General features: G+C 52.2%; 18 protein-coding genes. 12 read left to right on the top strand and 6 right to left on the bottom strand.

What is annotated here, in order from left to right; all coding sequences use genetic code 11:
• The first annotated feature begins 186 nt into the window (after nt 1-186).
• The 3 genes from AC3CB2_RS21230 (at nt 187) to AC3CB2_RS21220 (ending at nt 4,154) form a co-directional block, all read left to right on the top strand.
• A complete protein-coding gene (locus AC3CB2_RS21230) occupies nt 187-1,404 on the top strand; it encodes a lytic murein transglycosylase (RefSeq protein WP_352936231.1) in 1,218 nt (405 codons plus the stop codon).
• Between the two features lie 62 nt (nt 1,405-1,466).
• Nucleotides 1,467-2,627 (top strand): SGNH/GDSL hydrolase family protein, encoded by a 1,161-nt coding sequence (locus AC3CB2_RS21225; protein WP_352936229.1) that lies wholly within the window; start codon nt 1,467-1,469, stop codon nt 2,625-2,627.
• 186 nt (nt 2,628-2,813) lie between these two features.
• Entirely contained in the window at nt 2,814-4,154 is a 1,341-nt protein-coding gene (locus AC3CB2_RS21220; protein WP_352936227.1) for a methyl-accepting chemotaxis protein, read from the top strand.
• A gap of 295 nt (nt 4,155-4,449) precedes the next feature.
• Here the strand turns inward: AC3CB2_RS21220 and AC3CB2_RS21215 are convergent, their stop codons facing one another.
• The 3 genes from AC3CB2_RS21215 to gltB all read right to left on the bottom strand — a co-directional run bounded on the left by AC3CB2_RS21215 (nt 4,450) and on the right by gltB (nt 12,922).
• Nucleotides 4,450-6,108, bottom strand: coding sequence for a DUF1963 domain-containing protein (locus AC3CB2_RS21215; protein WP_352936225.1), 1,659 nt, complete (start codon nt 6,106-6,108; stop codon nt 4,450-4,452).
• A gap of 686 nt (nt 6,109-6,794) precedes the next feature.
• Nucleotides 6,795-8,228: a glutamate synthase subunit beta gene (locus AC3CB2_RS21210; protein ID WP_008551603.1), complete on the bottom strand. Its 1,434-nt coding sequence runs from the start codon at nt 8,226-8,228 to the stop codon at nt 6,795-6,797.
• Between the two features lie 11 nt (nt 8,229-8,239).
• The gene (gene gltB, locus AC3CB2_RS21205; protein WP_352936223.1) at nt 8,240-12,922 is read right to left on the bottom strand and encodes a glutamate synthase large subunit; all 4,683 of its coding nucleotides are present in this window, start codon (nt 12,920-12,922) and stop codon (nt 8,240-8,242) included.
• A gap of 722 nt (nt 12,923-13,644) precedes the next feature.
• On the opposite strand from gltB, the gene AC3CB2_RS21200 reads away from it, so the two are divergent.
• The 7 genes from AC3CB2_RS21200 (at nt 13,645) to AC3CB2_RS21170 (ending at nt 19,515) form a co-directional block, all read left to right on the top strand.
• The gene (locus tag AC3CB2_RS21200) at nt 13,645-13,938 is read left to right on the top strand and encodes a BufA1 family periplasmic bufferin-type metallophore (protein WP_008551278.1); all 294 of its coding nucleotides are present in this window, start codon (nt 13,645-13,647) and stop codon (nt 13,936-13,938) included.
• A gap of 96 nt (nt 13,939-14,034) precedes the next feature.
• Nucleotides 14,035-14,937, top strand: a complete 903-nt coding sequence (bufB, locus tag AC3CB2_RS21195) for an MNIO family bufferin maturase (RefSeq protein WP_075697942.1) — start codon at nt 14,035-14,037, stop codon at nt 14,935-14,937.
• Nucleotides 14,921-15,757, top strand: a complete 837-nt coding sequence (locus tag AC3CB2_RS21190) for an HvfC/BufC family peptide modification chaperone (protein WP_352936220.1) — start codon at nt 14,921-14,923, stop codon at nt 15,755-15,757. The genes bufB and AC3CB2_RS21190 overlap by 17 nt, the downstream gene beginning before the upstream one ends.
• Before the next feature lie 71 nt (nt 15,758-15,828).
• A complete protein-coding gene (locus AC3CB2_RS21185; RefSeq protein ID WP_054783539.1) occupies nt 15,829-16,419 on the top strand; it encodes a DoxX family protein in 591 nt (196 codons plus the stop codon).
• Between the two features lie 141 nt (nt 16,420-16,560).
• Complete coding sequence (locus AC3CB2_RS21180) at nt 16,561-17,409, top strand: endonuclease/exonuclease/phosphatase family protein (RefSeq protein ID WP_352936218.1); 849 nt, start codon at nt 16,561-16,563, stop codon at nt 17,407-17,409.
• 78 nt (nt 17,410-17,487) lie between these two features.
• Complete coding sequence (locus tag AC3CB2_RS21175) at nt 17,488-18,525, top strand: threonine aldolase family protein (RefSeq protein WP_352936216.1); 1,038 nt, start codon at nt 17,488-17,490, stop codon at nt 18,523-18,525.
• Between the two features lie 186 nt (nt 18,526-18,711).
• A complete protein-coding gene (locus AC3CB2_RS21170) occupies nt 18,712-19,515 on the top strand; it encodes a hypothetical protein (protein ID WP_352936214.1) in 804 nt (267 codons plus the stop codon).
• Between the two features lie 629 nt (nt 19,516-20,144).
• On the opposite strand, the gene AC3CB2_RS21165 is transcribed toward AC3CB2_RS21170, so the two are convergent.
• A complete protein-coding gene (locus AC3CB2_RS21165; protein ID WP_008551438.1) occupies nt 20,145-20,609 on the bottom strand; it encodes an Hsp20 family protein in 465 nt (154 codons plus the stop codon).
• A 346-nt stretch (nt 20,610-20,955) separates the two neighbouring features.
• Here AC3CB2_RS21165 and AC3CB2_RS21160 point away from each other — a divergent pair, with 346 nt between their 5' ends.
• A complete protein-coding gene (locus tag AC3CB2_RS21160; protein ID WP_352936212.1) occupies nt 20,956-21,324 on the top strand; it encodes a hypothetical protein in 369 nt (122 codons plus the stop codon).
• Between the two features lie 81 nt (nt 21,325-21,405).
• Here AC3CB2_RS21160 and AC3CB2_RS21155 read toward each other — a convergent pair whose 3' ends face one another.
• Nucleotides 21,406-22,044 (bottom strand): pyridoxamine 5'-phosphate oxidase family protein, encoded by a 639-nt coding sequence (locus AC3CB2_RS21155; RefSeq protein ID WP_352936210.1) that lies wholly within the window; start codon nt 22,042-22,044, stop codon nt 21,406-21,408.
• A gap of 118 nt (nt 22,045-22,162) precedes the next feature.
• On the opposite strand from AC3CB2_RS21155, the gene AC3CB2_RS21150 reads away from it, so the two are divergent.
• The gene (locus AC3CB2_RS21150; protein WP_352936208.1) at nt 22,163-23,104 is read left to right on the top strand and encodes an alpha/beta fold hydrolase; all 942 of its coding nucleotides are present in this window, start codon (nt 22,163-22,165) and stop codon (nt 23,102-23,104) included.
• Here the strand turns inward: AC3CB2_RS21150 and hisN are convergent.
• Nucleotides 23,101-23,892, bottom strand: a complete 792-nt coding sequence (hisN, locus tag AC3CB2_RS21145) for a histidinol-phosphatase (RefSeq protein WP_352936206.1) — start codon at nt 23,890-23,892, stop codon at nt 23,101-23,103. The genes AC3CB2_RS21150 and hisN overlap by 4 nt on opposite strands.
• Nucleotides 23,893-23,902: the final 10 nt, after the last annotated feature.

Below are 23,902 nucleotides of genomic sequence, written 5' to 3'. Positions count from 1 at the left end.
GAGTACGTTAATTTTCAGCGGACGCATCTAGTAAGAATTGACAAGCTTAAAAAGGGGTTTTGATTAAAAACGGCCTTTTTTTTACCATGGTTGACAGTCATGGCAGTATTGCCTCCGAGGGCTAAGCAAAAAGACTGCGCGGCATGCGCTCAATAAACTCCCAATCGGGTGACTGGAGAAAGCTTCATGCGATTTTCTTCTTTGCCAGCTGTCCTGTGCGCTGGGTTTCTACTTTTCAGTAGCTCCTACGGCTTTGCTCAAGGGAGTGATTTTCAAAAATGGATTGCAGGCTTCAAGCGGACTGCGGTTGCGCAGGGCGTGAGCCCTCAGCTCTATGATCGTGTGTTTAAGGGCATGACCCCTGATCCGCGGATCAAGAAGAGTGCTGAGAACCAGCCTGAGTTTACCCGTGCAATCTGGCAGTATCTGGATAGCGCAGTCTCGCAGGATCGTGTGATGCATGGCCGCCGCATGGTTGATGAGTGGGCTGGCTGGCTTGATAAGATCGAGAGCAAGTATGGCGTGAACCGCCATGTGGTGCTGGCGATCTGGGGCATGGAGAGCTCCTACGGGCGTATTCTCGACAACAAAGCGATTGTGCGATCCACACCGCGGGCGTTGGCGACACTGGCTTATAATGGTGGGCGCCGTGGAAAGTATGCACGCAAGCAGTTGGTCGCTGCGCTGAAGATTTTGCAGAACGGCGATGTTTCTCCGCAGCAGATGCAGGGTTCCTGGGCTGGTGCGATGGGACATACGCAGTTTATTCCGACTACCTACCAAGCCTATGCAGTTGATATTACAGGTGATGGCAAACGCGATATCTGGAACAGCATTCCGGATGCGTTGGCGTCGACAGCGGCTTATCTCAACAAGATGGGTTGGCAGTCCGGTCAGACCTGGGGCTATGAAGTCACTCTGCCGAAGAACTTCAATTACCGCCTGAGCAATCAGCGCAAGCAGCAGTCGCTTGCCAGCTGGAGCAAGCTGGGTGTGAAGCGGGCAAGCGGGTCGGACTTCCCTCGTGGCGGAGACATGGCACGGCTTTATACGCCTGCCGGGGCAAATGGTCCGGCGTTTCTGCTGCTCAAGAATTTTTACGTGATCAAACGCTACAACAACTCCAATGCCTATGCGCTTGGTGTTGGGCATCTTTCTGATCGTTTGCTTGGGCTTTCCGGTTTTGTTGCGGACTGGCCGCGTGGAGATCGTCCCCTGACATTCAGTGAGAAGAAAGCACTACAGAAGCGTTTGAGTGAAATGGGTTATAAGCCGGGTGCCGTTGATGGCAAGATTGGCCAGAGGACCCGTCAGGCAATTCAGGCTTATCAAAAAGCGTCAGGACTTGTTCCAGATGGTCACGATTCAATAAAGCTTCTTAATAGGTTGCAAGGTAGAACATAATCGGGTTTCCTAATTGCAGGAAGCCAATGGTGGTGGTTGGTTCCTGCTGGAGACTCGCGGATATGCAACGATCCTTTTTGTCACTTGTGTTTGTAGCGCTGGTAAGCCTTTGCTTTGTCAGCGTTTCTGTTGTGCCTGTAGACGTTGCAGCTCAGGTGCGCAGCAACAGTGCAAATGCGCCTAAGAAGGGCAACAAGTCGTTTTTCGGCTGGTTGTTTGGTGGCAGCAACAAGCGGATTGAGCAGGCGAATCCCTCCAAGAAGAAGCGCCGCAGAAGCAGCACCCGTAAAAATCGTAGTGGGGGTGTTGCTGTTGTAAACGCTCCGAAGATCGTCGAGAAAGAGAAAAGCAAGGACGCAAAGGTCCTGCTGGTTGTCGGTGACGATCTGGCGATGGGGCTGGCGGACGGTCTGAAAGCGGTTTACGCCGAGACACCCTCCATCAAAGTGAAAAAGCTAGTTTACCCTCAAACCGGGCTGGTGGCGGTTAAAAAGCCAGACTGGCCGGAAGATGTGACTGCTTCGCTGAAGAATGAGGATGTTGGCCTCGTGGTTGTTGCCCTTGGTGCACGGGACAATCGGAATATCAGCGTTGTCGAGCAAGGGGTGATTGATGGTCAGCCTGCGACCTATGCTGAGGAACTGCAGTTTCAGGGGGAGGAGTGGAAGAAGGAATATCGCTTCCGGACCGCGTCTCTGGTGGCTGCTATTCGCAATGAGCAGTTGCCGCTGATCTGGGTTGGCCTTGCGCCTGCTGAGGAATACCTGACGAGTGCGAACTTCAGCTATCTGAATGACTTGTTCAAAGAGCAAGTGGAGCCGGCAGGTGGTATCTTCGTTGATATCTGGGCAGCTTTTCAGGACGACAATGGAGAGTACACCACGCATGGTCCGGATGTGACTGGTAAGAGCAGGCGTTTGCGCTCGAAAGACGGTGTGTACTTCACGTGGGCTGGATACCGGAAAGTGGCCTACTTTGTTGAGCGTGAGATTGCCCGTATTTTTGGTAGTGCGACGGCCTTTATTTTTGAAGGGGTCAAAGATGATCCTAACTTTATTGTCCTGACGGGTCGTTTGACCTCCCCTGAAACCAAGCTGATCGGGCCGGATGACAAGGGCGGGAAAGCAGCGGCAGGGAGTGATCTGTTTAAGCTGACTGTATCTGGTGAAGCTTTGCCAGAAGTTTCCGGACGGGCTGATGATACGCGCTGGACCGGATTTTAATATCTGAAGTATTTTTTAGCGTGTAAGCGGTGAATATTAGCAGTCACTCAAGAAGAACTGCAAAAAATTAAATTTTATCGCTGTTTTTTTGAAAATACATGCAATTCACACCCTGCTGGTAGTGTTCTGTTTACATACATGGGTAACATTACTCACATTCAACTTATGGGTGAAGTGGGGCTTTTGATGGTTACCCAACCGCATGTTTTTAAGTTGTCGATGGTGGCGAAGTTTGTGCTGGTCGTGTTTATGGCCATGACAATCATGTCGCTCGGCACGCTATTTTCCTTCGTTACGATTTATAATGCGCTGACGTCTGCGTTGGGGGACGAGACGTTGAGATCTCAGCTTATGTCTGATCATGGGCAGAGTGCGCTGGAAACGCTGCTTGTCGACAATCTGATGTTCATCGTGATGGTCTGTGCGCCTGTTGGTGCGCTGTTCTTTGTTGTTGCGGTTGTGATTGCGCGGGGGATGCGAACGAATATGGCTGCGCTGCAAGGCGGGCTGGATGCGTTGGCAGATGGCGCTTTGGATACTGAGATCAAAGGCACAGAACGGGGTGATGAAATCGGCGCGATTGCACGCTCTATTGCTCAGTTCCGGGTTGCGTTGAAAAAGAAAGCTGAAGCCGATGCTGCTGCGAAGATGCAGCAGGAGCAGGAACTTGCGGATGCGCGCAAAGAAGCTTTGGCTAGTGTTGCGCGGGAGTTTGAAGCCTCCGTCGGCCATGTGGTGCATGATCTACTGGAGATCAGCCAGGCTGTTGAGACGCGCTCCAGAGAGCTGGATGCGAGTGTTCAGGGGGCTCATAGCGCCATGGCTTCGTCCAGCGATGTGGCGCAGACCACGCAGACCTCTGTTGAAGAACTGGTGGAAGCTGCCGAAGGTGTTTCGCACTCCTCCGGTATGATTGGTGACAACACCACTCAGGCTGCTCAGTTTGCGCAGGATGCCGCGGAGCACGCGCACAAGACCAACGAGATTGTGGGGCGCCTTGCGGAGAGCGGTAAAGCGATTGGTGAAGTGATTGAGTTGATTGATCAGATTGCCAATCAGACCAACCTTCTGGCTCTCAACGCGACTATTGAAGCGGCGCGGGCAGGGGAGGCTGGCCGTGGCTTTGCCGTTGTGGCGAGTGAGGTGAAGAACCTTGCGGGACAGACTTCGAGAGCAACCGAAGAGATTTCAACTCAGGTTGAGTCGGTACAGAAGGTGGCTGAACAGGCGGTGACGGCTATTCGCTCCATTGGAGAAACCATTGAGCGGATCAACTCCCTCTCGACTGGCATCAATGAAGCGGTGAGTGAGCAGAGGCAGGCAACGGATGATATCTCCCGCAACCTGAACAGCGCGCACCAGAATGTTTCTCAGGTCGCCTCAAACATGCAGGATCTGGACAGCGAGTTTCAGGGCACCAAAGATGCCTCGAACGACCTGCATCAGGCCGCCGGCAAGCTCGGCCTTCTCTCCGAAAACCTACGCTCCGAAGTCGCCAGCTTCCTTGAAAACGTGAAGGCTGCTTAAAGCTCTTTGAGCAGCTTTTGGGAGATGTGGGGGAGTGAGAGAGTGTCGTGCTGAAAAAGGACTTAGCGGAAGAAACTAGAGTGCGGTTTCTGAGGCAAACGAGCACGCGTTGGGCCATTTGCGGACATTCAAGCAGTAGTTGAGGTCAACTTTGCTAAACTGCTAAGCAATGGCCCATAGAGTCTTTTCGTTGTGATCTTAACACATAAGCGATTTTGCTGGGTGATCCAGGTTTGCGGCTGACGTACGGCATCTCACTTATCAATAGCCTAGATGGATCTGTAGCCTCGGATTGCTAAGTGCAGTCATAGTTCCATTCCGCCAAATCCCAGCGACCTGCCTTGACATCTTCAGGTCTCATCCAGATTTGCAAGCTACCACCCAGACAGCCCAAACCCATCTCTTTGTCATCCTCCAACTGGAGCAACATTAGATAGTTCGCAGTGTTACGGCGCTCTACAGCACCTTGTACATCGAGCCCATAGCCAAACATTTGGTGTGGATTGCTTGAGACGCTGGGTAAAGCCCTGATGTGAGGAGCGCGGCTTGGTAGACCCTGTTGGGATTGCTGATACAGGTAGGCATTTACCGTCGGGTGCTGAAGTGACACGAGTTTCTTAAGAGCATGTTGTATAGACAATAGAATACTTTGCCGCGTGGTATTTGCGGTTTCATAATCAAGTTGCTCGCGCTTGGCCATATCAAACCGCGTATATACGTTCGCAGAAAAGTCCCATTCTCTTTTTTCTTTAAAGGAACGCAACGCTTTGAATAGACGAGCTTTAGCTTCACCTATTTGCGTGCGGGCGGCCTTATCCGAATTTTGCTTCATTAGTACATGCCATTCCAGATGTATTTCCCTGTAGGTCTCTGAAACGAGTAGTCGAATGGATTGTCTGTCGCTTTCGTTCACCAACTCCATTGGTTGGTGTTCAGCCGCCATCTCAGCGAGGGTCACTACCTGAGCAAGAAAGTGCTTTTCAATTTCCTTTGCGCGCGCTGTCAGTTGTGTAGGTGTTTTGCTTTCCCAATAGTCGTGTCGCCTCAGGTTGATACTACGTTGATAGTACTCCAATAGCTCGTGATTAAACTCTGTTACCATCTGCCAAGTCTGCGGCCAATGGAGGGCAACATTTGTGTCGAGTTTATGGTAATCTCCCCCAAAGATGGGCTGGTCAGAAATTGGGTGGACTAGGGACCAGTCAGGTAAACCCGTGAGTATACTGGTTAGAGGGATTTGCTCCGCTGAATTAGAAAATGCAACCTGAGCAACTTCTTTACCAAAGTGCAGTGTGTATGCCCTACGCCTTGCCTCACTGCTACATTCAGAGACAGCATCAAATATTGAATCCGGTAATCCCTCTGGAATTGGAAAATCTGGGTCAATAAAACTATCGCCTTTTACAAGCTCCACTGGGACCTTTCGGTAAGCCCCATCTTCAAAGCTTTGGCTTCGTTTCACTAATTCATTATCAAAAAGGAAACTGTCTTGGCTCGGCGTTAGGCTGGACTTACAGGGGTGCACCTCAATAGGCTCGGTTGGTACTGGACCATGCACGACGCAAACCGTGCGAGGTTTTTGGTCTAGGCTGGTTTGTGCTTCTTTGATCTTGTCTTTATCGCCTGATTTGATCGCTTGTTCTAACTCATAAAGATACCAAACCTCAGATTCATCCTCTAGTCCATCAGGGTGAACAAAGAAGTAAAGGATACCATTCCTGCTAAATTCATAGGGTAGCGTGGGGAGATCACTAAGGTTGATCTGTCCTAAAAAGCTATGAGCATATTTTCCGTCTTCACCGGTATCTCCGGGCCATTCCAACTCTGGTGTCGCAACAGGCCACCCGCCCAAAAAAGTGAGAGACGACGCATTCCTATGCAAGCTATGTTCAATAAAGACAGTCGGCAGAGTGTTCTTTGAAAGATAGTCTTCGATAATCTGCTCTTCATTCATATGTCATAAGCTTGTTTATTCAGGAGTAGGCTGCTAAGGCGCAGCTGAATGCGTTGGAATTTTAATTGAAATCTTGTTGCTTAAACCTTGCGCCAGCCTGAGAAACTTATCCCCCTTGCTTGAAAGTGCCCTCATACTCATTGCATGCCCACGTGACGGGCTGCTGGCGGGCCGTCCGTCGGTGTGTCGTGGGCTGGGTGGGGCTTTTGCAAGGGGTAACGCATCTTGCAAAGGTCCGGTGGCACCGATTTTCAGGCGTGACTGCATGGCCTGAGAGGAAGGGCCCAAGCCTGAAGGGCATCACGCAGTGGCATTTGCTGGTCAGAGCAGCACATGTCAGGGGTAGCGGACCTGTTTGGATACGGAAACTTATCTGAGCAAAGCCGCTGTCTTTCCGGGAAACCGGCTATCGTGTCTTTCAGGATAAGAGGCGATGTTGGCCATACCAAAATGCCCGGGCAAGGCGCGTAGTCAATGCCGAAGACTCATATCTAATAAGTAGCGCAGGTGTTGCCTGCCGCCTTGCTCTTCCCGACTTTCGGGAAAACTGCTTCACCACTGCATGGGATGCCATGTGGTGCTGTTGGTGCTTGTAAAGGCAAGTCCTGGTGTACAAACGTGCTGCTATCAAAAAGCCCCGGGAAGCGGGGCTTTCCGGGGCTTTGTTGTTTGATTACACGCCGTGTTTAGCGTGGCAGGTTGGAAGACCCTGTCAGGAACTCATCGATTGATTTCGCTGCCTGACGGCCTTCGCGAATGGCCCAGACCACGAGGGACTGACCTTTGCGAACGTCACCAGCTGCGAAGACCTTTTTGATGGAGGTCTTGTAGTCCTCGGTGTTCGCCTTCACGTTGGTGCGTGGGTCCAGCTCCAGCTCGTCGCCAGCTTCCTTGATGTAGGTCTCCATGTTTGGACCGGAGAAGCCGATGGCTGCCAGAACGAGGTCTGCTTTCAGGATGAACTCGGTGCCTTCAATCGGAACACGTTTTTCATCGACACGAGCACACTTAACGCCGGTTACAACGCCGTCTTCATCGCCAACCACAGCCAGAGTTGCTGCGGAGAACTCACGCTCTGCACCTTCTGCCTGAGAGGTAGACGTGCGGAACTTGGTTGGCCAGTAAGGCCAGAACTGGTTCTTGTCTTCCTTCAGCGGAGGCATTGGACGGATGTCCATCTGGGTTACAGAGAGAGCGCCCTGACGGAAGGAGGTGCCCACACAGTCAGATGCGGTGTCGCCACCGCCAACAACAACAACGTGTTTGCCGCCAGCCCAGTATGGATCTTCCTCGGAGATGTCTTCTCCGCCGACACGGCGATTCTGCTGTACGAGGAACGGCATTGCGTACATGGCGCCTTTGAGGTCCATGCCCGGAATGCCCGGATCACGCGGACGCTCAGCACCAGTGCACAGCAGTGTTGCATCGTGACGGGTGTAGATTTCCTCGAACTCTACATCCTTGCCGATTTCACAGCCGTAGTGGAAGGTTACGCCTTCGGCTTCCAGCTGCTCAACGCGGCGGTCGATGTAGTGCTTTTCCATCTTGAAGTCAGGAATACCGTAGCGCAGCAGACCGCCAGCCCGTGGCTCACGCTCATAGATGTGCACGGTGTGACCTGCGCGTGCCAGCTGCTGGGCAGCAGCCAGACCAGCAGGGCCGGAGCCGATGACGGCTACGGTTTTACCGGTCTTGGTTGTTGCTGGTTCAGGCTTGATCCAGCCTTCTTTGAAGGCGCGGTCTACAATTGCCTGCTCAACGGTTTTGATCGCAACCGGAATGTCTTCCAGATTGAGCGTACACGCTTCCTCACAGGGCGCAGGACAGATGCGTCCAGTGAAATCCGGGAAGTTGTTGGTTGAATGCAGGTTGCGAGATGCTTCTTCCCAGTCGCCGGCAAACACCAGATCATTCCAGTCCGGAATCTGGTTGTTGACCGGACAGCCGGTTGGACCGTGACAGAAAGGAACGCCACAATCCATACAACGCGCTGCCTGACGCTCTACGTCTGTTTGTGAGAGCGGAACCGTGAATTCACGGAAGTGGCGAATGCGATCTGATGCCGGCTGGTACTTCTGTTCCTGCCGGTCGATCTCCAAAAAGCCAGTTACCTTACCCATGTCTTCCCCTCTTATTCCGCAGCCGCGAGGCCCATACGCGCAGCTTTCATTTCCTGAAGCGCGCGACGGTATTCAACCGGCATAACTTTCACAAATTTCGGACGCCATTCTTCCCAGTTGGCAAGAATGTCTGCTGCCTTCGTGGACCCAGTATACTTCACGTGGTTTTCAAGAATGAGACGCAGACGTTCGTCGTCGTGGCGTGTCATGTCAGCTGACAGGTCCACACGTCCTTTGTGCTCGATGTCGCCGCCATGGTGGTGCAGCTTTTCAAGCAGGTCGTCTTCTTCTTCCACTGGTTGGATTTCAACCATCGCCAGGTTACAGCGAGAGTTGAAGGATCCGTCTTCATCCAGAACGTAGGCAACACCACCGGACATGCCTGCTGCGAAGTTACGGCCCGTCTGACCGATGACAACAACAACACCGCCGGTCATGTACTCACAACCGTGATCGCCAACACCTTCGACAACCGCGGTTGCACCGGAGTTACGAACTGCAAAGCGCTCACCTGCGACACCGCGGAAGTACACCTCACCGCTGGTTGCACCGTAAAGAACGGTGTTGCCGACGATGATGGAGTTTTCCGGCACGATGCGGGTGTTTGCCGGTGGGCGTACGATGATACGACCGCCTGCGAGGCCCTTGCCGACGTAGTCGTTCGCGTCGCCTTCCAGATCGATGGTCACACCTTTGGCAACGAACGCGCCAAATGCCTGACCTGCAGTACCGGTCATGGCGATGTGAACGGTGTCGTCCTTGAGGCCTTTTGCGCCGTAGCGTTTTGCGATCTCACCAGAGAGCATTGCGCCAACGGAGCGGTCAACAGACTTGATTTGCGCAGGGAAGGAGACCTTCTCTTTGTTTTCAAGCGCTGGTGCAGCATTTCTGATGAGCTCGCGGTCGAGGATGTCGTTGATCGGATGCTCTTGCAGCATGGACCAACGGCTTTCTTCCGGAGTTGCATCTGGGCGGTAGAAGATCTTGGAGAAATCAAGACCCTGAGACTTCCAGTGGTTGATCGCGGACTCTTTGTCGAGCATGTCAGAGCGACCGATGATGTCGTCCAGCTTCTTGACGCCGAGTTCAGCCAGCAGGCCACGCAGTTCTTCTGCAACGTAGAAGAAGTAGTTGATGACGTGCTCAGGAGTGCCTTTGAAGCGCTTGCGCAGGACAGGATCCTGAGTTGCGATGCCAACCGGGCAGGTGTTCAGGTGACACTTACGCATCATCAAGCAACCTGCTGCAATCAGCGGTGCAGTTGAGAAGCCGTATTCGTCAGCACCCAGCAGAGCACCGATGAGAACGTCACGGCCTGTACGCAGACCACCGTCTACCTGCAGGGCAACGCGGGAGCGCAGACCGTTGAGAACGAGGGTTTGCTGAGTTTCAGCAAGGCCCATTTCCCAAGGAGAACCAGCGTGCTTCAGCGAGGTGAGTGGAGATGCACCGGTGCCGCCATCAAAGCCGGAGACAGTGATGTGGTCTGCACGTGCTTTGGCAACACCTGCTGCAACTGTACCAACGCCCACTTCTGACACCAACTTAACGGAGATGTCTGCAACCGGGTTCACGTTCTTCAGATCGTAGATCAGCTGTGCCAGATCTTCGATGGAGTAGATGTCGTGGTGTGGTGGCGGCGAAATCAGACCAACACCCGGGGTGGAGTGACGGGTTTTCGCGATCACTGCATCCACTTTGTGGCCTGGCAGCTGTCCGCCTTCACCCGGCTTTGCACCCTGTGCCACTTTAATCTGGATCATATCGGAGTTGACCAGATATTCGGTGGTTACACCAAAGCGACCAGAAGCAACCTGCTTGATTGCGGAACGCATCGGGTTTGGAGATCCATCCGGCAGCGGGTTGAAGCGTTCTGCTTCTTCACCACCTTCACCGGTGTTGGACTTGCCGCCGATTTTGTTCATGGCAATCGCAAGCGACGTATGTGCTTCGCGAGAGATGGAACCGAAGGACATAGCGCCGGTTGAGAAGCGCTTGACGATGTCTTCTGCGGATTCCACTTCGTCGATGTTGATCGGACGACGGCCCAGCTCTTCCGCGGATTTCACGCGGAACATGCCACGGATGGTGAAGCGACCGGAGGTCTCGTTCACTTCCTTCGCAAACTCCAGATACTTTTCTGGCAGGTTGTTGCGAACAGCATGCTGCAGAGTTGCGATGCTGTCTGGAGTCCACATGTGGCTTTCACCACGGGAGCGGTAAGCGTACTCACCGCCAACATCCAGAGAGCGGCGCAGGATTGGGATATCCTCAAATGCGTCGTGATGGCGAACAACAGTTTCTGCAGCCACTTCACCCAGGCCGATGCCTTCGATGGTGGTTGCTGTGCCGAAGAAGTATTTTTCGATGAACTGGGAGTTCAGGCCAACTGCATCAAAGATCTGCGCACCACAATAGGACTGGTAGGTGGAGATGCCCATCTTGGACATGACTTTGAGCATGCCTTTGTTGATGGCTTTGATGTAGCGGGAAACAACTTCGTGCTCATCCACCTCCTCAGGGAAGTAGCCCTCAGAGTGCATGGAGCGGATTGTTTCGAATGCGAGGTATGGGTTGATTGCCTCTGCACCGTAGCCAGCCAGAACGCAGAAGTGATGAACTTCGCGTGCTTCACCGGTTTCAACCACGAGACCAACGGAGGTGCGAAGACCTTTGCGGATCAGGTAGTTGTGGACTGCAGCTGTTGCCAGAAGAGCCGGAATTGCGATGCGGGCACGTGAGATCACGCGGTCAGACAGGATGATGATGTTGTAACCACCATGCACTGCTTTCTCAGCGCGTTCACACAGACGCTCCAGAGCCTCTTCCATACCTTCCGGGCCTTTTTCGGCGGAGTAGGTGATGTCGAGGGTCTTGGTCTGGAACTGGTTGTCAGCGATATCACCAATCGCGCGGATCTTTTCCAGATCAGCGTTGGTGAGGATTGGCTGACGCACTTCCAGACGCTTGGAGGTTGAAAGGCCTTTCAGATCAAACAGGTTCGGGCGTGGGCCGATAAAGGACACGAGGCTCATGACCAGCTCTTCACGGATCGGGTCGATCGGTGGGTTGGTCACCTGTGCGAAGTTCTGTTTGAAGTAGGTGTACAGCAGCTTGGACTTGTCCGAGAGAACAGACACAGGGGTGTCGGTGCCCATGGAGCCCAGCGCTTCCTGACCAACTGTCGCCATTGGCTGCATGAGGAGCTTGATGTCTTCCTGCGTGTAGCCAAATGCCTGCTGACGGTCGAGGAGAGTTTCACCAGCAACCGGTGCACGTTCACGCACAGGTGGGAGCTCTTCCAGAACCATCTGGGTGCGGTGCAGCCAGTCTTTGTATGGGTGTGCGGTCGAAAGCTGACGCTTGATTTCCTCGTCGGAAATGATGCGGCCTTCTTCCAGGTCGATGAGCAGCATCTTGCCTGGCTGCAGACGCCATTTCTGAACGATCTTCTCTTCCGGAATGTCCAGAACGCCTACTTCGGAGGACATGATGACGAAGTCATCGTCTGTCACGATGTAGCGGGCAGGGCGCAGGCCGTTACGGTCAAGCGTTGCGCCGATCTGGCGACCGTCCGTGAACGCAACTGCTGCCGGTCCATCCCACGGCTCCATGAGAGCTGCATGGTACTGGTAGAAAGAACGACGGTTTTCGTCCATCAATGGGTTGCCGGCCCACGCTTCGGGGATCAGCATCATTGCTGCATGTGCAAGGGAGTAGCCACCAGTGGTGAGGAATTCCAATGCGTTATCGAAACATGCAGTATCTGATTGGCCTTCGTAGGAGATTGGCCAGAGTTTGTTGATGTCATCGCCAAATGCCGGAGAAGACACAGATGCCTGACGGGCTGCCATCCAGTTCACATTGCCGCGCAGGGTGTTGATTTCACCGTTGTGCGCAACCATGCGGTATGGGTGAGCCAGATCCCAGGATGGGAAGGTGTTGGTTGAGAAGCGCTGGTGGACCAATGCCAGGGCAGAGACATAGCGCTCATCACGCAGGTCATCGTAGTAGGCGCCAAGCTGGTAAGCGAGGAACATGCCTTTGTAAACGATGGTGCGGCTGGAGAAGGAGACGATGTAGAAGCCTTTATCTACTGCATCGCATTTCTCGCGCACAACGTTGGAGATGACTTTGCGCAGGATGAAGAGGCGACGCTCCAGAACATCACCATCAGTATTGTCTGGTAGAGTTACAAACAACTGACGGGATACTGGCTCAGTAGCAGCAATATCCGGTGCTTTGGACAAAGAAGAATTGTCGACTGGAACATCACGCCAGCCTAGAATCTCAAGTCCTTCTTCAGATACACATTCCGCAACGATGCTTTCGCACTGCTCGCGGAGCTTTTTATCTTGTGGAAGAAAGAGGAATGCTACGCCGTATTCGCCTGCTTCTGGCAGTTCGAAACCGATCTTCGCGCATTCTTCTTTAAATAACTCGTGTGGGACCTGGGTCAGCATACCTGCACCGTCACCCATCAGAGGGTCAGCGCCCACGGCGCCGCGGTGTGTCAGGTTTTCAACGATCTGAAGGCCGCTTTGTACCACATGGTGAGATTTTGCGCCTTTGAGGTTAGCTATAAAGCCGACACCACAGGCGTCGTGCTCTTTGGCTGGATTGTAAAGCCCCTCAGTGGCAGCAGTGCGGAGTTTTTCCGTAACGGTGCCAGTGGTGGTAGCACGGGTTTTCATAGTTTCCCCCCCACTCATATGCATCGTGTTTCCTCCTTTTTCTGCCATTTTTGGCCTCACTTTCGCTCATCTCAATGTGACCGGTTAAGGTCACTTCCTCGTTCGGGTCGCGGGGATGTCTTCCTCGCGGCTCGTTCGAAGCCCCGGCACGGCTTGCCCCGGATCTGTCGAATGAAGCACGGCCTCTTTATATGTAGGGCCGCCCATTCGGAGTTTCCTCCGATCTATCTTACCCCTTTGGCGAGTGCATTGCGATATGTCCGCAAGGCACACATTTGGGGGAGAATGTCGCGGCGTTGGGAACGCGCCTACATTCTTCTCTTTAGCGTTGTGTGGATCTCTTAGGCGGATCGCTTGGAAGGTGTCTTCCAGATTGTCATCAACGCATGCGGGATAATAAGGACAGCACTCCTGTCCTTTTCCGCGTCGCGAACATGCCAGATTTCAGAGGGTAGAGCAAGAGTGTTTCAGAAAGACTTTATTTCTATTCTTTTAATTTTATTAGGCCGATTGTCGCATTGGCACCTAAAACTCAAGTTAGATGCAATAATATTTCAACTATTCACGAACCCGTGAGGAGGATGATCTCATTTTATTGGTTTAATCGCGCGAAAATAACATGTGTTTGATTTCCCATTGATCGAGTTTTTTGCAAGAACTGTCTTCAGAGGCGAACCAAACCTGTTGAACACATCGCCGAATTTCAATTGAGGAGTTTTGAAATGTCCAAAAAAACGTTGTCCGCTGCTGTACTCGCAACCGCTGTTACTGCTGCTGTAGCTGGTGCGAACATTACTGTTGCTGAAGCTGCTTCCAAAGAAAAATGTTACGGCGTTTCTCTTGCTGGTGAGAACGATTGTAAAGCTGGCGCAGGCACCACTTGTGCGGGTACTTCCACTGTAGACTATCAGGGCAATGCTTGGACACTCGTACCAGCTGGCACCTGTGAATCCATCGAAGTTCCAGGTGACCGTAAAGGTTCTCTGACTGAACTTTCCCGCGACCTGCCAAAATAATCGCTTTAAATTACAATATACTGCATGGCACCGGGGCGGGTTCTACCCCTCCGGTGTTTCTTTAAGAAGAAGTCATAATAGAGAACGAGGTGCGATATGAGTGCGCAAAGGGTCAATGCAAAACTGCCTGCACGAGGTGGCGTCGGCTTAAAGGCTGATCACTACCGCACCATTCTCAATGAAAAACCAGATATGGGCTTCTTCGAAATTCACGCGGAAAACTATATGGGTGCTGGTGGTCCTCCACATGGTTACCTTGAAGCGATCCGTCGGGATTACCCTCTTTCCGTTCATGGCGTTGGCCTTTCCATTGGTGGTGCTGATCCTTTGAACAAAGATCACCTTGCTCGTGTGAAAGACGTTGTTGACCGTTACGATCCAGGTCTCTTCAGTGAACACCTGGCGTGGTCAACGCATGACACTGAGTACTTCAATGACCTTCTGCCGCTGCCATACACAGAAGTGACTTTGCAGCAGGTGGTTGATCATATTGATGAGGTGCAGACTTTCCTTGGACGTCAGATGCTGCTTGAAAATCCAAGTGCATATGTGATCTTCAAAGAAAGCACCTACGAAGAAACTGATTTTCTTCGTGAAATTGTGAAACGGACCGGCTGCGGATTGCTGCTGGACGTGAACAATGTGTTTGTTTCTGCAACCAACTCCGGTGGTTCACCTGAAGACTATGTGGATCGGTTCCCGGTTGAACATGTTCAGGAAATCCATCTGGGTGGGCACGCCCCAGAAACAGACGAGCTGGGTTATCCTCTTCTTATCGATGCACATGACCGCAAGGTCGCTGATCCGGTCTGGGCTCTGTATGCCCGCACAATTGATCGGACTGGTCCTCAGCCAACACTGATTGAGTGGGATGCAAACATTCCGACCTGGGAAATTCTGGCTTACGAAGCCGAGCAGGCTGATGTGGTGATCCAATCCCACATTGAAGCACACGCAAATGCTTCTGAAGAGCGGAGTGACCATGTCTCAGGCGCCTGATAACACGAAGGAAAAGATTGCCTTGAAAGGATTTGGCGTTCCTTTGCAAGACTTGCAGACGAACATGCAAGGCTTTGACATGTTTTCTGACGGGTTGATGAATCCAGCCGTTCCAGTTCCCGACGGGGTTGTTGGACGTGATGGTAATCCATCAGAGAAGCGTTATGGCGTTTACCGCAATAACGTGATGGCGAGCCTGATTGATGCAATGGCTGCCAACTTTCCTGCGGTTCATGAGTTGGTTGGGCGTGATTACTTTCGGGCCCTTGCTGCAGAGTTTATTCGCAAAAGCCCGCCTGAGCAGCCTGTGCTTAGCGAGTTTGGTGGCAGGTTCTCCGAGTTCATTGGCGCGTTTCCTCCATTGGCGGATTATCCGTATCTGAAGGATGTGGCGGAGATGGAATGGGCTTGGCTGCGTGTGTACCACGGTGCAGATGCGAGCCCTCTGGCGCCGGATGCATTGACCAAGATTGATCCAGCAAAACTAGGGGATGCGGTGTTTACGCCGATCCCTGCACACAAACTGATTTACTCCCGTTTTCCGCTGAGCGAGATCTGGAAGCAGAACCGTTCAGAGAACGTGGAGGGTGTTACTCCAGAAGCTGATCAAGCGATTTTGATTTGCCGTCCAGACATGGACGTGACACTGACCGGATTGGCTCAGGACGTAGCGGCATTCGCTGATTTGCTGTTCTTTGGCAAGACATTGGGAGAGGCCGCTGACGTGGTTTCGTCCTCTTTTAAACTCTTTGATCTGTCGCAGGCATTGGGCTGCCTGTTGAGCGCGCGCGTGTTCGCGAGCGTCCATATCAAAGCTTAGTAATGATTACGCGGGGCCGGGCGGTATGGCCCCCGAGTGGTGGGAAGCACCTGAGGAGGAATCCGATGAGAATGCTTGTAAATTTATATCAGGGCGTATTTGGCTGGCTAGAGCGCGTTACTGAAGGTTGGTTCCTTGGTTTGACTGCGCGGTTCCTGTTTGCTGGCGTCCTGTTCATGTACTTCTGGAACTCAGCGCTGACCAAGTTGGGTGATGGTTTCTTCGGATTCCTGTCGCCATCAACAGGTGCTTATGCGCAGATTCTGCCGCATATTACTGAAGCGGCTGGTTATGACATCTCCCAGATCGCGTTCTTTCCGTATGGCTTGATCGTTCTGCTGGGAACATGGGGTGAAATCATCATTCCTGTGCTGATCGTCGTGGGTTTGTTCACCCGTGCTGCGAGCATCGGTTTCATTGGTTTTGTGGTTGTTATGTCCATCGTGGATGTGGTTGGTCATGGTGTAGACTTGCCGACTATTGGTGCACTGTTTGATCGTCATCCATCTGCACTGATCTTTGACCAGCGCGCGCTCTGGATCTTCCTGGCAACCGTGCTGGTGATCCGTGGTCCTGGCGTTTTCTCTCTGGACTGGGTGCTGGGCAAGTGGTTTGGCATTCACCATGAGACTGGTTTGTCTGATACCAAGAGCCACGCATAAGGTTCTGATTTACAGCCTCCCTATCGTGTAGGCTTAAGTACAGATTATGGGCGCATCACTGTTGAGTTGATGCGCCCTTTTTTGTTTGCGTATAAGACTAGAGCCCACGCGACAAAAATGAGGGAGGTGGCTTTGCAGATAATGTCTCTGAACGGTTGGGGCGGAACGCTTTACTCCGACTTGCTGCCTTATCTCTCACAAGCCCTGCCTGCTGTACTGTGTTTGCAGGAGGTGGTGCATACGCCCGAAAGTGATAAGGACTGGCTGACTTATCGCGATGGGGATCATGTTTTGCCTCAACGCGCCAACCTCTTTCGGGATGTCTGCGAAGCTCTTCCGGAACATGTTGCTGTCTTTTGTCCCGCAGCGCAGGGTGTTCTGTGGGATGACGAAAAGTCCGTCCCTTCTCAATGGGGACTGGCAACCTTTGTGCATCGCTCGTTTCCCATAATTGGGCAGGTCCAAGGGTTTGTGCATAAGGGCTTTTCAGCGGATGGGTACGGGGAACATCCGCGATCTCGCAGTGCGCATGGGGTTCGCGTGTATGACTATGCCAGCGATCGGGCGGTGAGCATCACTCAGATGCATGGGCTGCGTGACTTAAAGGGTAAGATGGATACGCCAGATCGTCTTGCGCAAGCTAAGAGGCTTCTCAAGATTTCGCAGGCTGTATCTGAACCAGAAGACCTGCGAGTGATTTGTGGTGACTTTAATGTGGAGCCTGACAGCGAAACAATAAGACTGCTTGAAGCAGATGGTTTGGTTGAGTTGGTCAAGCACTATGGTGTCGAGACGACCCGGAACTCCTATTACAAGAAGCCGGGAAAGTTTGCTGATTATATGCTGATTGATCAAGTCGATCAGATTTCAAACTTTCAGGTGCTGCAAAAGCCTGAAGTCTCTGATCATTGCCCTCTTGTTTTGTCGCTGAAGTCTGGTGTGACTGATGCTGAACAGCAATGCGCTCATTCTGGGATTGAAGCGACTTAAGCTGCTTCTGGTGGAGAGCTTTGCCGTTTAGGTCAATAAATGGCTTGAGTTCCCTCGGTTTGTTGTTATTCAAATCCTATGATTTTTGCGAGTGACAACTGGGCAGGTGCGACGAGTGCAGTAATGACTGCACTCTCGAACCATACAAGCGGCTTTGCCACCGCTTATGGGGTTGATCCATTGAGCCGCTCTATTGAGCAGCAGTTCAATGATCTCTTTGAAAAAGAAGTGGCTGTGTTTCTGGTTTCAACCGGTACAGCAGCCAATTCCCTGGCGCTTGCTACTTATGCGAAGCCGGGTGGTGCTGTGTTCTGCCATGAAGATGCACACATCAACGTGGATGAGTGTCATGCGCCGGAGTTCTTTACTGCTGGCAACAAGCTGATTGGTATTGGCGGTGAGCACGGCAAACTGACGCCAGATGCATTGCGGATTGCTATGGACAAAGTGCCGGATAACAATCCGATGCACGGACGTCCTGCTGCGGTTTCCATCTCACAGGTGACAGAGTTTGGAACTCTCTATCAGCTGGATGAAATTCAGGCGTTGGCTGACGTTGCTCATTCCCGCAATGTGCCTTTGCATATGGATGGTGCGCGGTTTGCGAATGCGTTGGTCTCTCTGGATGTTTCACCAGCGGAGATGACATGGAAAGCCGGTGTGGATGTGCTGTCCTTTGGCGGAACCAAGAACGGCTGCTGGTGCGCGGAAGCTGTGGTCTTCTTCAATCCAGAAGATGCTGAAGGGTTTGAATATCTGCGTAAACGTGCAGCTCAGGTCTTTTCCAAGGCACGCTTCATCTCAGCGCAGTTTGAAGGTTACCTGAAAGACGACAGCTGGCTGGCGACCGCTCGTCATGCCAATGCGATGTGTACTCGTCTTGCTGATGGTATGCGTGACATTGAAGGTGTGCGTCTGCCAATCAAGCCTGAGGCAAATGAGCTGTTCCCAGTGTTCACCAAAGAACAAGCTGCTCGTTTGGAAGCTGCTGGCGCGAAGTTCTACGACATTCCAGCGGACTTCACTTCCGAAGACGAAGTGTTCCTCCGCCTGGTCACCTGCTTCGCTACGACGCCAGAAATGGTCGACGAGTTTCTAGCCCATCTGCGCGGCTAACAGCGGCAAAATTTATCATCTTAGGGGAGATCGGAATGCGGCCCCCTAAGGTGTCTGTTTACGCGTATATGCTTTGCGCAAGAAAAACTCATTAGTGAGTAATCACGTGCTTTTCGAGCCGTTTTGATTGTGGGCTCCATGCATGTTTATAGGTCGCTAATCGGAGATAATCTTTTGAGATATATAGTGATTGCTGCAGCAGCTTTGCTCACACTGGGCTTAGCTGGATACATGCTGTTTTGGAACGGTGGACCGACTGCAGAGGATGTGATTGCCGCGATACGTGCGGAGCAAAATGAGCCTGATCTTGATATCACACTGCGTGGATGTCAGTTAACTGTCGAGCTGGAGAAGAAGACCAAGGGCTTTAATGACTCTGATAACTATACCAGCACATACCTCACTGCAGATTTGAGAGGTTTTCAATTCAGAAGAGTTGAGATTTTTACACTGCAGCCCAAGGGGGCCTTGCTAAAAGCAGGGTGGGACCAGTTGGCGAGTAAACCGGTTTCGCTTGCTGCTTCTCTGATAAAGTTTTCTGAACCATCGCATAAGCGTTTGAAGGGTGGAACGTTAACGCTTCAAAGCGCCTCTGGTCAGACAACCGAGCAGAAACGTTTTACCAGCGATGAAGCAAGTGCTGTTGATCATAAAGCGCTTCAAAAGATTTTTGCTCAACCAAACGGTACGTTAACCTTCAATCTCACGAGTGTCTTCAAGTCTGATGAAAATGGTGGCTTAGGAACACCTCAGATTCATGAGGATGCTCCTTTGTTCTATCAGTTTGCTCAAAAGGCAAAGAGACTTGAAAACCCTCAAGCCTTGGTTGTTAACTTGATGTATCTGGGGGATGCCCCGAAAGAAGATCAGTTGCTAACGGGAGCAGTGCAAATTCCCCGGCACCTTCAGTTCAGAGTTGCATCAGTGAAAAAAGCCGAAGAGCTAACCGGGCTACTCTACAACTACAAGCAACAGAACTGTCAGATGTAAATCCGACGGCAATATGCTTGCATCGCGGTTGCATCTTGTGGTTGCGGTGTGGGCGGTTGAGACGTAGAATGCTGGCCTGCGGAGGGATATAAATCCGCAGACCAGCGGGGCACCTGCAAGGGTATAGCAAGGGTGTTAGAGGCTAACCCTCGCGGTGTCGGTCCAGTGGGTTCAAGGCTCTGCCTTAAGCTTTGCACTCTACATATGTTTTTTTGCGTGTAACTTACCACTCAGATTTTCTTAAGTAGCTGAGTGGGCATAGGAAACGCGGTTATTCCTGAAAATGATGCTGAGTTTGCGTGTGAAAGCGCAGAAGTATGCAGTGGTGAGCGCATAAAAGAACGCCCCGCTGGGGCAAGCGGGGCGTTAATTGTGTCTGGCCCTTTGGGGGGGGAGAGGCAGCCAGACAGATCCGCATGGGAATGTGCGGAGGAGGAACCTGTTGATTTGAATGAGATTGGCTGACTGGAGGCGGGCCAGCCAATCTTAGAGAGACTGCGTGCTTCTAAACTCGGTTTCTGCTTCAGAAACACGCCTTGGGTTATTCAGAATGTTACCAGGGTGGCCACTCGCGAGGGTGGGAGTTTGGGAGGAAGGTTCCTCGCGAGGGCTTTGCGGTTTGGGCTGCTTTAGTGAGCTACTGTTTCGCCTTCAATCTGTTTGTGTTCTTTCTTGTCACCAGATGTGATGTTGATTTTGCGCGGTTTCATTGCCTCAGGGATTTCTCTGATGAGGTCAATGTGGAGCAATCCGTGCTCCAGACTTGCGCCAATCACTTTCACATACTCAGCGATCTGGAAGCGGCGTTCAAAAGCGCGGGAGGCGATTCCGCGATAGAGAACTTCTTTTTCATCGCTTTCAGGCTTTTTCTCGCCGGAAACAGTCAAGACATGTTCTTTAGCTTCAATGGTCAGTTCATCTTCCTTAAAACCGGCGACTGCCATGGAGATGCGGTAGGCGCTCTCTCCTGTGCGCTCAATGTTGTAAGGAGGATATGCTGATCCCTGCTGCTCCGTTCCTGAGTCCAACATGGAGAAAAGACGGTCGAAACCAACTGTGGAACGGTAGAGGGGAGTAAGATCGAAATGACGCATTTTTAGTGTCCTCTTTTGTGTGGCTAATCAGCCATCTGAGCAACGTTCACCATTCGCCGCAAAGCGCGCGGACGATGAAATTTTCCTTTTGCTTACAGTGCCTTCCCGTCATTGGCGAAGGTTCTAAGCGGTGTCAGACCCACTCTGTGGCGCCTGTGATTTTGAGATGGGAACGGGCTGAATAAGTTTCAAGAGCTTTTTTTCAAAATAGGTGTTTTTGCTCGTTTGGTGCCCGGATTTTGCAGATTAACAGAACCTGAACGAGGGCTTCTGATCCCGTACATCTGGTGCTTGTTAGTGTCTTCTTGTGTTCAGCCAATACCTACTGCCAACAAGGAGAAAACAGATGAATGCTTTGAAGAAAAAAGTTACCGGACTGGCCGCTGCAGCTGTTGTGGCTTTAGGAGTTTCTGGCGCGGCGGCTCCGGCGAGTGCTGCAACCAAATTTAGTTTTGATGGGCCAAATGTAAGCGTTCAGGTGACGCAGGCTCACTATAAAAAGCATCGTCACTGGGGGCATGGGCAGCATCATGTGCTGAACAAGAAGCAGATCAAACGTCGTCTGCGTTCCTGGGGCTACCGCAACTTCAAGAAAGTGAAGCGTAAGGGCGATGTTTACATCGTGAAAGCCAACTGGCAAGGCCATTATCCGGCTCGCTTGGTTGTTGATGCTTACAGTGGCTGGATCCTGAAGTACCGTTACCTGGGCTACTAAGCGCGACTGCCGACCTTCTTAATCTGTTTATCCGTCTGACCTGCCTTTTTGCGATCAAGGCAGGTCTTTCGGTGTCTGGGTTTAGTAAGCTGTTTCTTTCAGACGAGCTGGGTAAGCTTTGTCGTAGGCTGCGCCATCAAACTCAACTTTTGAAAGAGACTGTGCCATTTGCCCCGCAGATGGGATCGACTTGCGGTCAACCTTTGCTTCTTCTGTCCAGAGGCCAGAGCGGTAAATGGCTTTCTGACATTGGAAGTAGATGGTGTCGACAGTCACTGTGATGACCGACTTGGGTAGTTTGCCTTCCATCATATGTGCTTCCAGACGAGCTGGATCCGTGGAGATGCTGGCCTTACCGTTAATTCTTACAGTTTCGCCAATACCTGGGATCATGAAAAGCAAGGAGATGCGTGGATCTCTTACGATGTTGCGCAGGCTGTCGATGCGGTTGTTGCCGCGGCGATCCGCAAACTCGATGGTTTTTTCGTCGATGACCTTTACAAAACCAGCTGGGTCACCACGTGGAGAACAGTCTGTTCCCTCTTCTGCGACAGTCGACAGTGCGAAGAAGGGAGACGCTTCGATAAATGTTTTATAATGCTCCGAAATGTAGCCAACCTCTTTGTCGATCGAGATTTGCTTGGGGCTGCCATAGAGCTCTTCGAGTTGTTCAATACTTGTGATTTCGTGGGAAACAGATTTCAGGTCTGCGTCTTGCATGAAAAATATCCTTAAGTCCGCATACTGGAACTGAGAAAACTTCCAGAAATTGCGGTTGCGGCGGGTTACCCGGAGAGGCTATCAAATTGAGTGAGAGAGAACTAGAGGTTACGTGCTGATGCTGCTGGTTGATACGGATTTCAATCGTGTTCCTGAGGGGACCGAGTCTGGCTTTGTGCAGACGGAAGACAATGTGAAAATCCGTTGGGCACGCTGGGCTCCGACAGGGTCTCCCCTGAAGGGAACAGTGACCATTGTTCAGGGACGGACCGAGTTTATTGAGAAATACTTCGAGGTCGTTGAGGAGCTGCGCGCACGTGGCTTTTATGTGGTGGCCTTTGATCTGCGCGGGCAGGGTGGTTCAGAGCGGTTGCTGAAGAATGAGCGACGTGGCCACGTTGAAAGCTTTGATGAATTTGCGCTGGACCTGCACGCTGTTCTCGACAATGTGTCTCTCTCTGATTGTCCCGGTCCTCACTTCCTGCTTGGGCACTCGACAGGTGGGGCTGTGGTTATGCATGCAAACCGGCGCCTTAAGACCAAGATTGATCGTGCGGTGCTGACAGCTCCTCTGGTGGGCCTTGCGATGAGTGGGCGGATTCGCAAGTTTGCAGGAGCTTTGGCGAAAAGCCTTGTTTGGGTTGGAATGGGGAACGCTTTTGTTCCCGGCGGCAACGACAAGATCCTCGTTGACTATGATGGCAACACGCTCACTTCTGATCCTGATCGCTTCAAGCGCATGAACGATATTCTTGAAGCTGCGCCGCAGTTGGGGCTTGGTTCGCCTACTGTGAGCTGGTTCCGTGCGATGGGCATGGCGACAGAGCGCTTTAAAGAACCGGAGTTTCAGATTGAGTTCGGAGTCCCGTCTTTGGTGATAGGAGCTGGACGGGATGAAGTCGTTTCGACGGATGATGCCGAAGAGCTGTGCCGCTCGTGTCCAGGCATGAGTTTTCTGGAAATTCGAGGATCTCGCCACGAGATTTTAATGGAGCGAGATCCTTATCGGGAACAGTTCTGGGCTGCGTTTGACGCGTTTATTCCCGGAAGCGCTGATTAAACAGCAACGCTTGCCAGTTTGGTGAGGAGTTCGTCGTGCAGGCGTTTGTCGCCTGTTGCGAGAACCTGACCGCCGTCTGCAGCATTGCCGCCAGTCCAGTTGGTGACGAAACCACCAGCGCCTTCGATGATCGGGATCAGAGCGAGGATGTCGTAGGTGTTCATGCCTGTTTCGATGACTGCATCAAAGCCAGCTGCTGCCACCATAGCGTAGCCATAGCAATCCGTGCTGTAGCGGGTGAGGCGGGCTTCTGCGCAGATTGCATCCCACACAGGGCGTTCGGTCTCTGTGAAGAGCGACGGCTCTGTTGTTGTGATGATTGCTTCTGACAGAGAGGCGCAGCTGCGTGTTTTCAGCGTGCGCTCGCCCAGAGGGCCGGTCATGAAGGCTTCTTCACAATTGCCCCAGAAACGCTCGCTGTTGTACGGCTGGCTCATGATGCCTTGAGACGCCTTGCCGTTGGTTCTGAGGCCGATCAGCGTGCCCCAGAGTGGTGTGCCGCAAATGAAGGAGCGGGTGCCGTCGACAGGGTCAAGAACCCAGACGTTTTCTGCGTCGTCACGGGTTCGGCCGTACTCCTCACCGATGATGCCGTGGTCTGGTCGTTCAGCTTCCAGAACAGCACGGATTGCTTCTTCTGCTGAGCGGTCCGCGATGGTGACCGGATCAAAGCCTGCGTCCAGTTTGTTGTCGACCTCATAGCCGCTGCGGAAATGCTGCATGGTTTTTGCGTCTGCAGCGTCAGCAAGTTTGTGAAGAAAAGCGTAATCAGGATTGGAAGAGGTCATATCAATTCAT

Source organism: Pseudovibrio sp. SCP20, assembly GCF_057774105.1.
The sequence above is the reverse complement of the archived record's forward strand: the minus strand, read 5'-3'. Positions and strand labels throughout refer to the sequence as shown.

Bases quoted from the DNA above. Each gene is read 5' to 3' on its own strand.
- gltB (WP_352936223.1), bottom strand. From the start codon at position 12,922: ATGAAAACCCGTGCTACCACCACTGGCACCGTTACGGAAAAACTCCGC.
- AC3CB2_RS21160 (WP_352936212.1), top strand. From the start codon at position 20,956: ATGAATGCTTTGAAGAAAAAAGTTACCGGACTGGCCGCTGCAGCTGTT.
- AC3CB2_RS21150 (WP_352936208.1), top strand. From the start codon at position 22,163: ATGCTGCTGGTTGATACGGATTTCAATCGTGTTCCTGAGGGGACCGAG.
- AC3CB2_RS21215 (WP_352936225.1), bottom strand. From the start codon at position 6,108: ATGAATGAAGAGCAGATTATCGAAGACTATCTTTCAAAGAACACTCTG.
- hisN (WP_352936206.1), bottom strand. From the start codon at position 23,892: ATGACCTCTTCCAATCCTGATTACGCTTTTCTTCACAAACTTGCTGAC.
- AC3CB2_RS21165 (WP_008551438.1), bottom strand. From the start codon at position 20,609: ATGCGTCATTTCGATCTTACTCCCCTCTACCGTTCCACAGTTGGTTTC.
- AC3CB2_RS21200 (WP_008551278.1), top strand. From the start codon at position 13,645: ATGTCCAAAAAAACGTTGTCCGCTGCTGTACTCGCAACCGCTGTTACT.
- AC3CB2_RS21230 (WP_352936231.1), top strand. From the start codon at position 187: ATGCGATTTTCTTCTTTGCCAGCTGTCCTGTGCGCTGGGTTTCTACTT.
- AC3CB2_RS21180 (WP_352936218.1), top strand. From the start codon at position 16,561: ATGTCTCTGAACGGTTGGGGCGGAACGCTTTACTCCGACTTGCTGCCT.
- bufB (WP_075697942.1), top strand. From the start codon at position 14,035: ATGAGTGCGCAAAGGGTCAATGCAAAACTGCCTGCACGAGGTGGCGTC.
- AC3CB2_RS21175 (WP_352936216.1), top strand. From the start codon at position 17,488: ATGATTTTTGCGAGTGACAACTGGGCAGGTGCGACGAGTGCAGTAATG.
- AC3CB2_RS21190 (WP_352936220.1), top strand. From the start codon at position 14,921: ATGTCTCAGGCGCCTGATAACACGAAGGAAAAGATTGCCTTGAAAGGA.
- AC3CB2_RS21220 (WP_352936227.1), top strand. From the start codon at position 2,814: ATGGTTACCCAACCGCATGTTTTTAAGTTGTCGATGGTGGCGAAGTTT.
- AC3CB2_RS21210 (WP_008551603.1), bottom strand. From the start codon at position 8,228: ATGGGTAAGGTAACTGGCTTTTTGGAGATCGACCGGCAGGAACAGAAG.
- AC3CB2_RS21155 (WP_352936210.1), bottom strand. From the start codon at position 22,044: ATGCAAGACGCAGACCTGAAATCTGTTTCCCACGAAATCACAAGTATT.
- AC3CB2_RS21225 (WP_352936229.1), top strand. From the start codon at position 1,467: ATGCAACGATCCTTTTTGTCACTTGTGTTTGTAGCGCTGGTAAGCCTT.
- AC3CB2_RS21185 (WP_054783539.1), top strand. From the start codon at position 15,829: ATGCTTGTAAATTTATATCAGGGCGTATTTGGCTGGCTAGAGCGCGTT.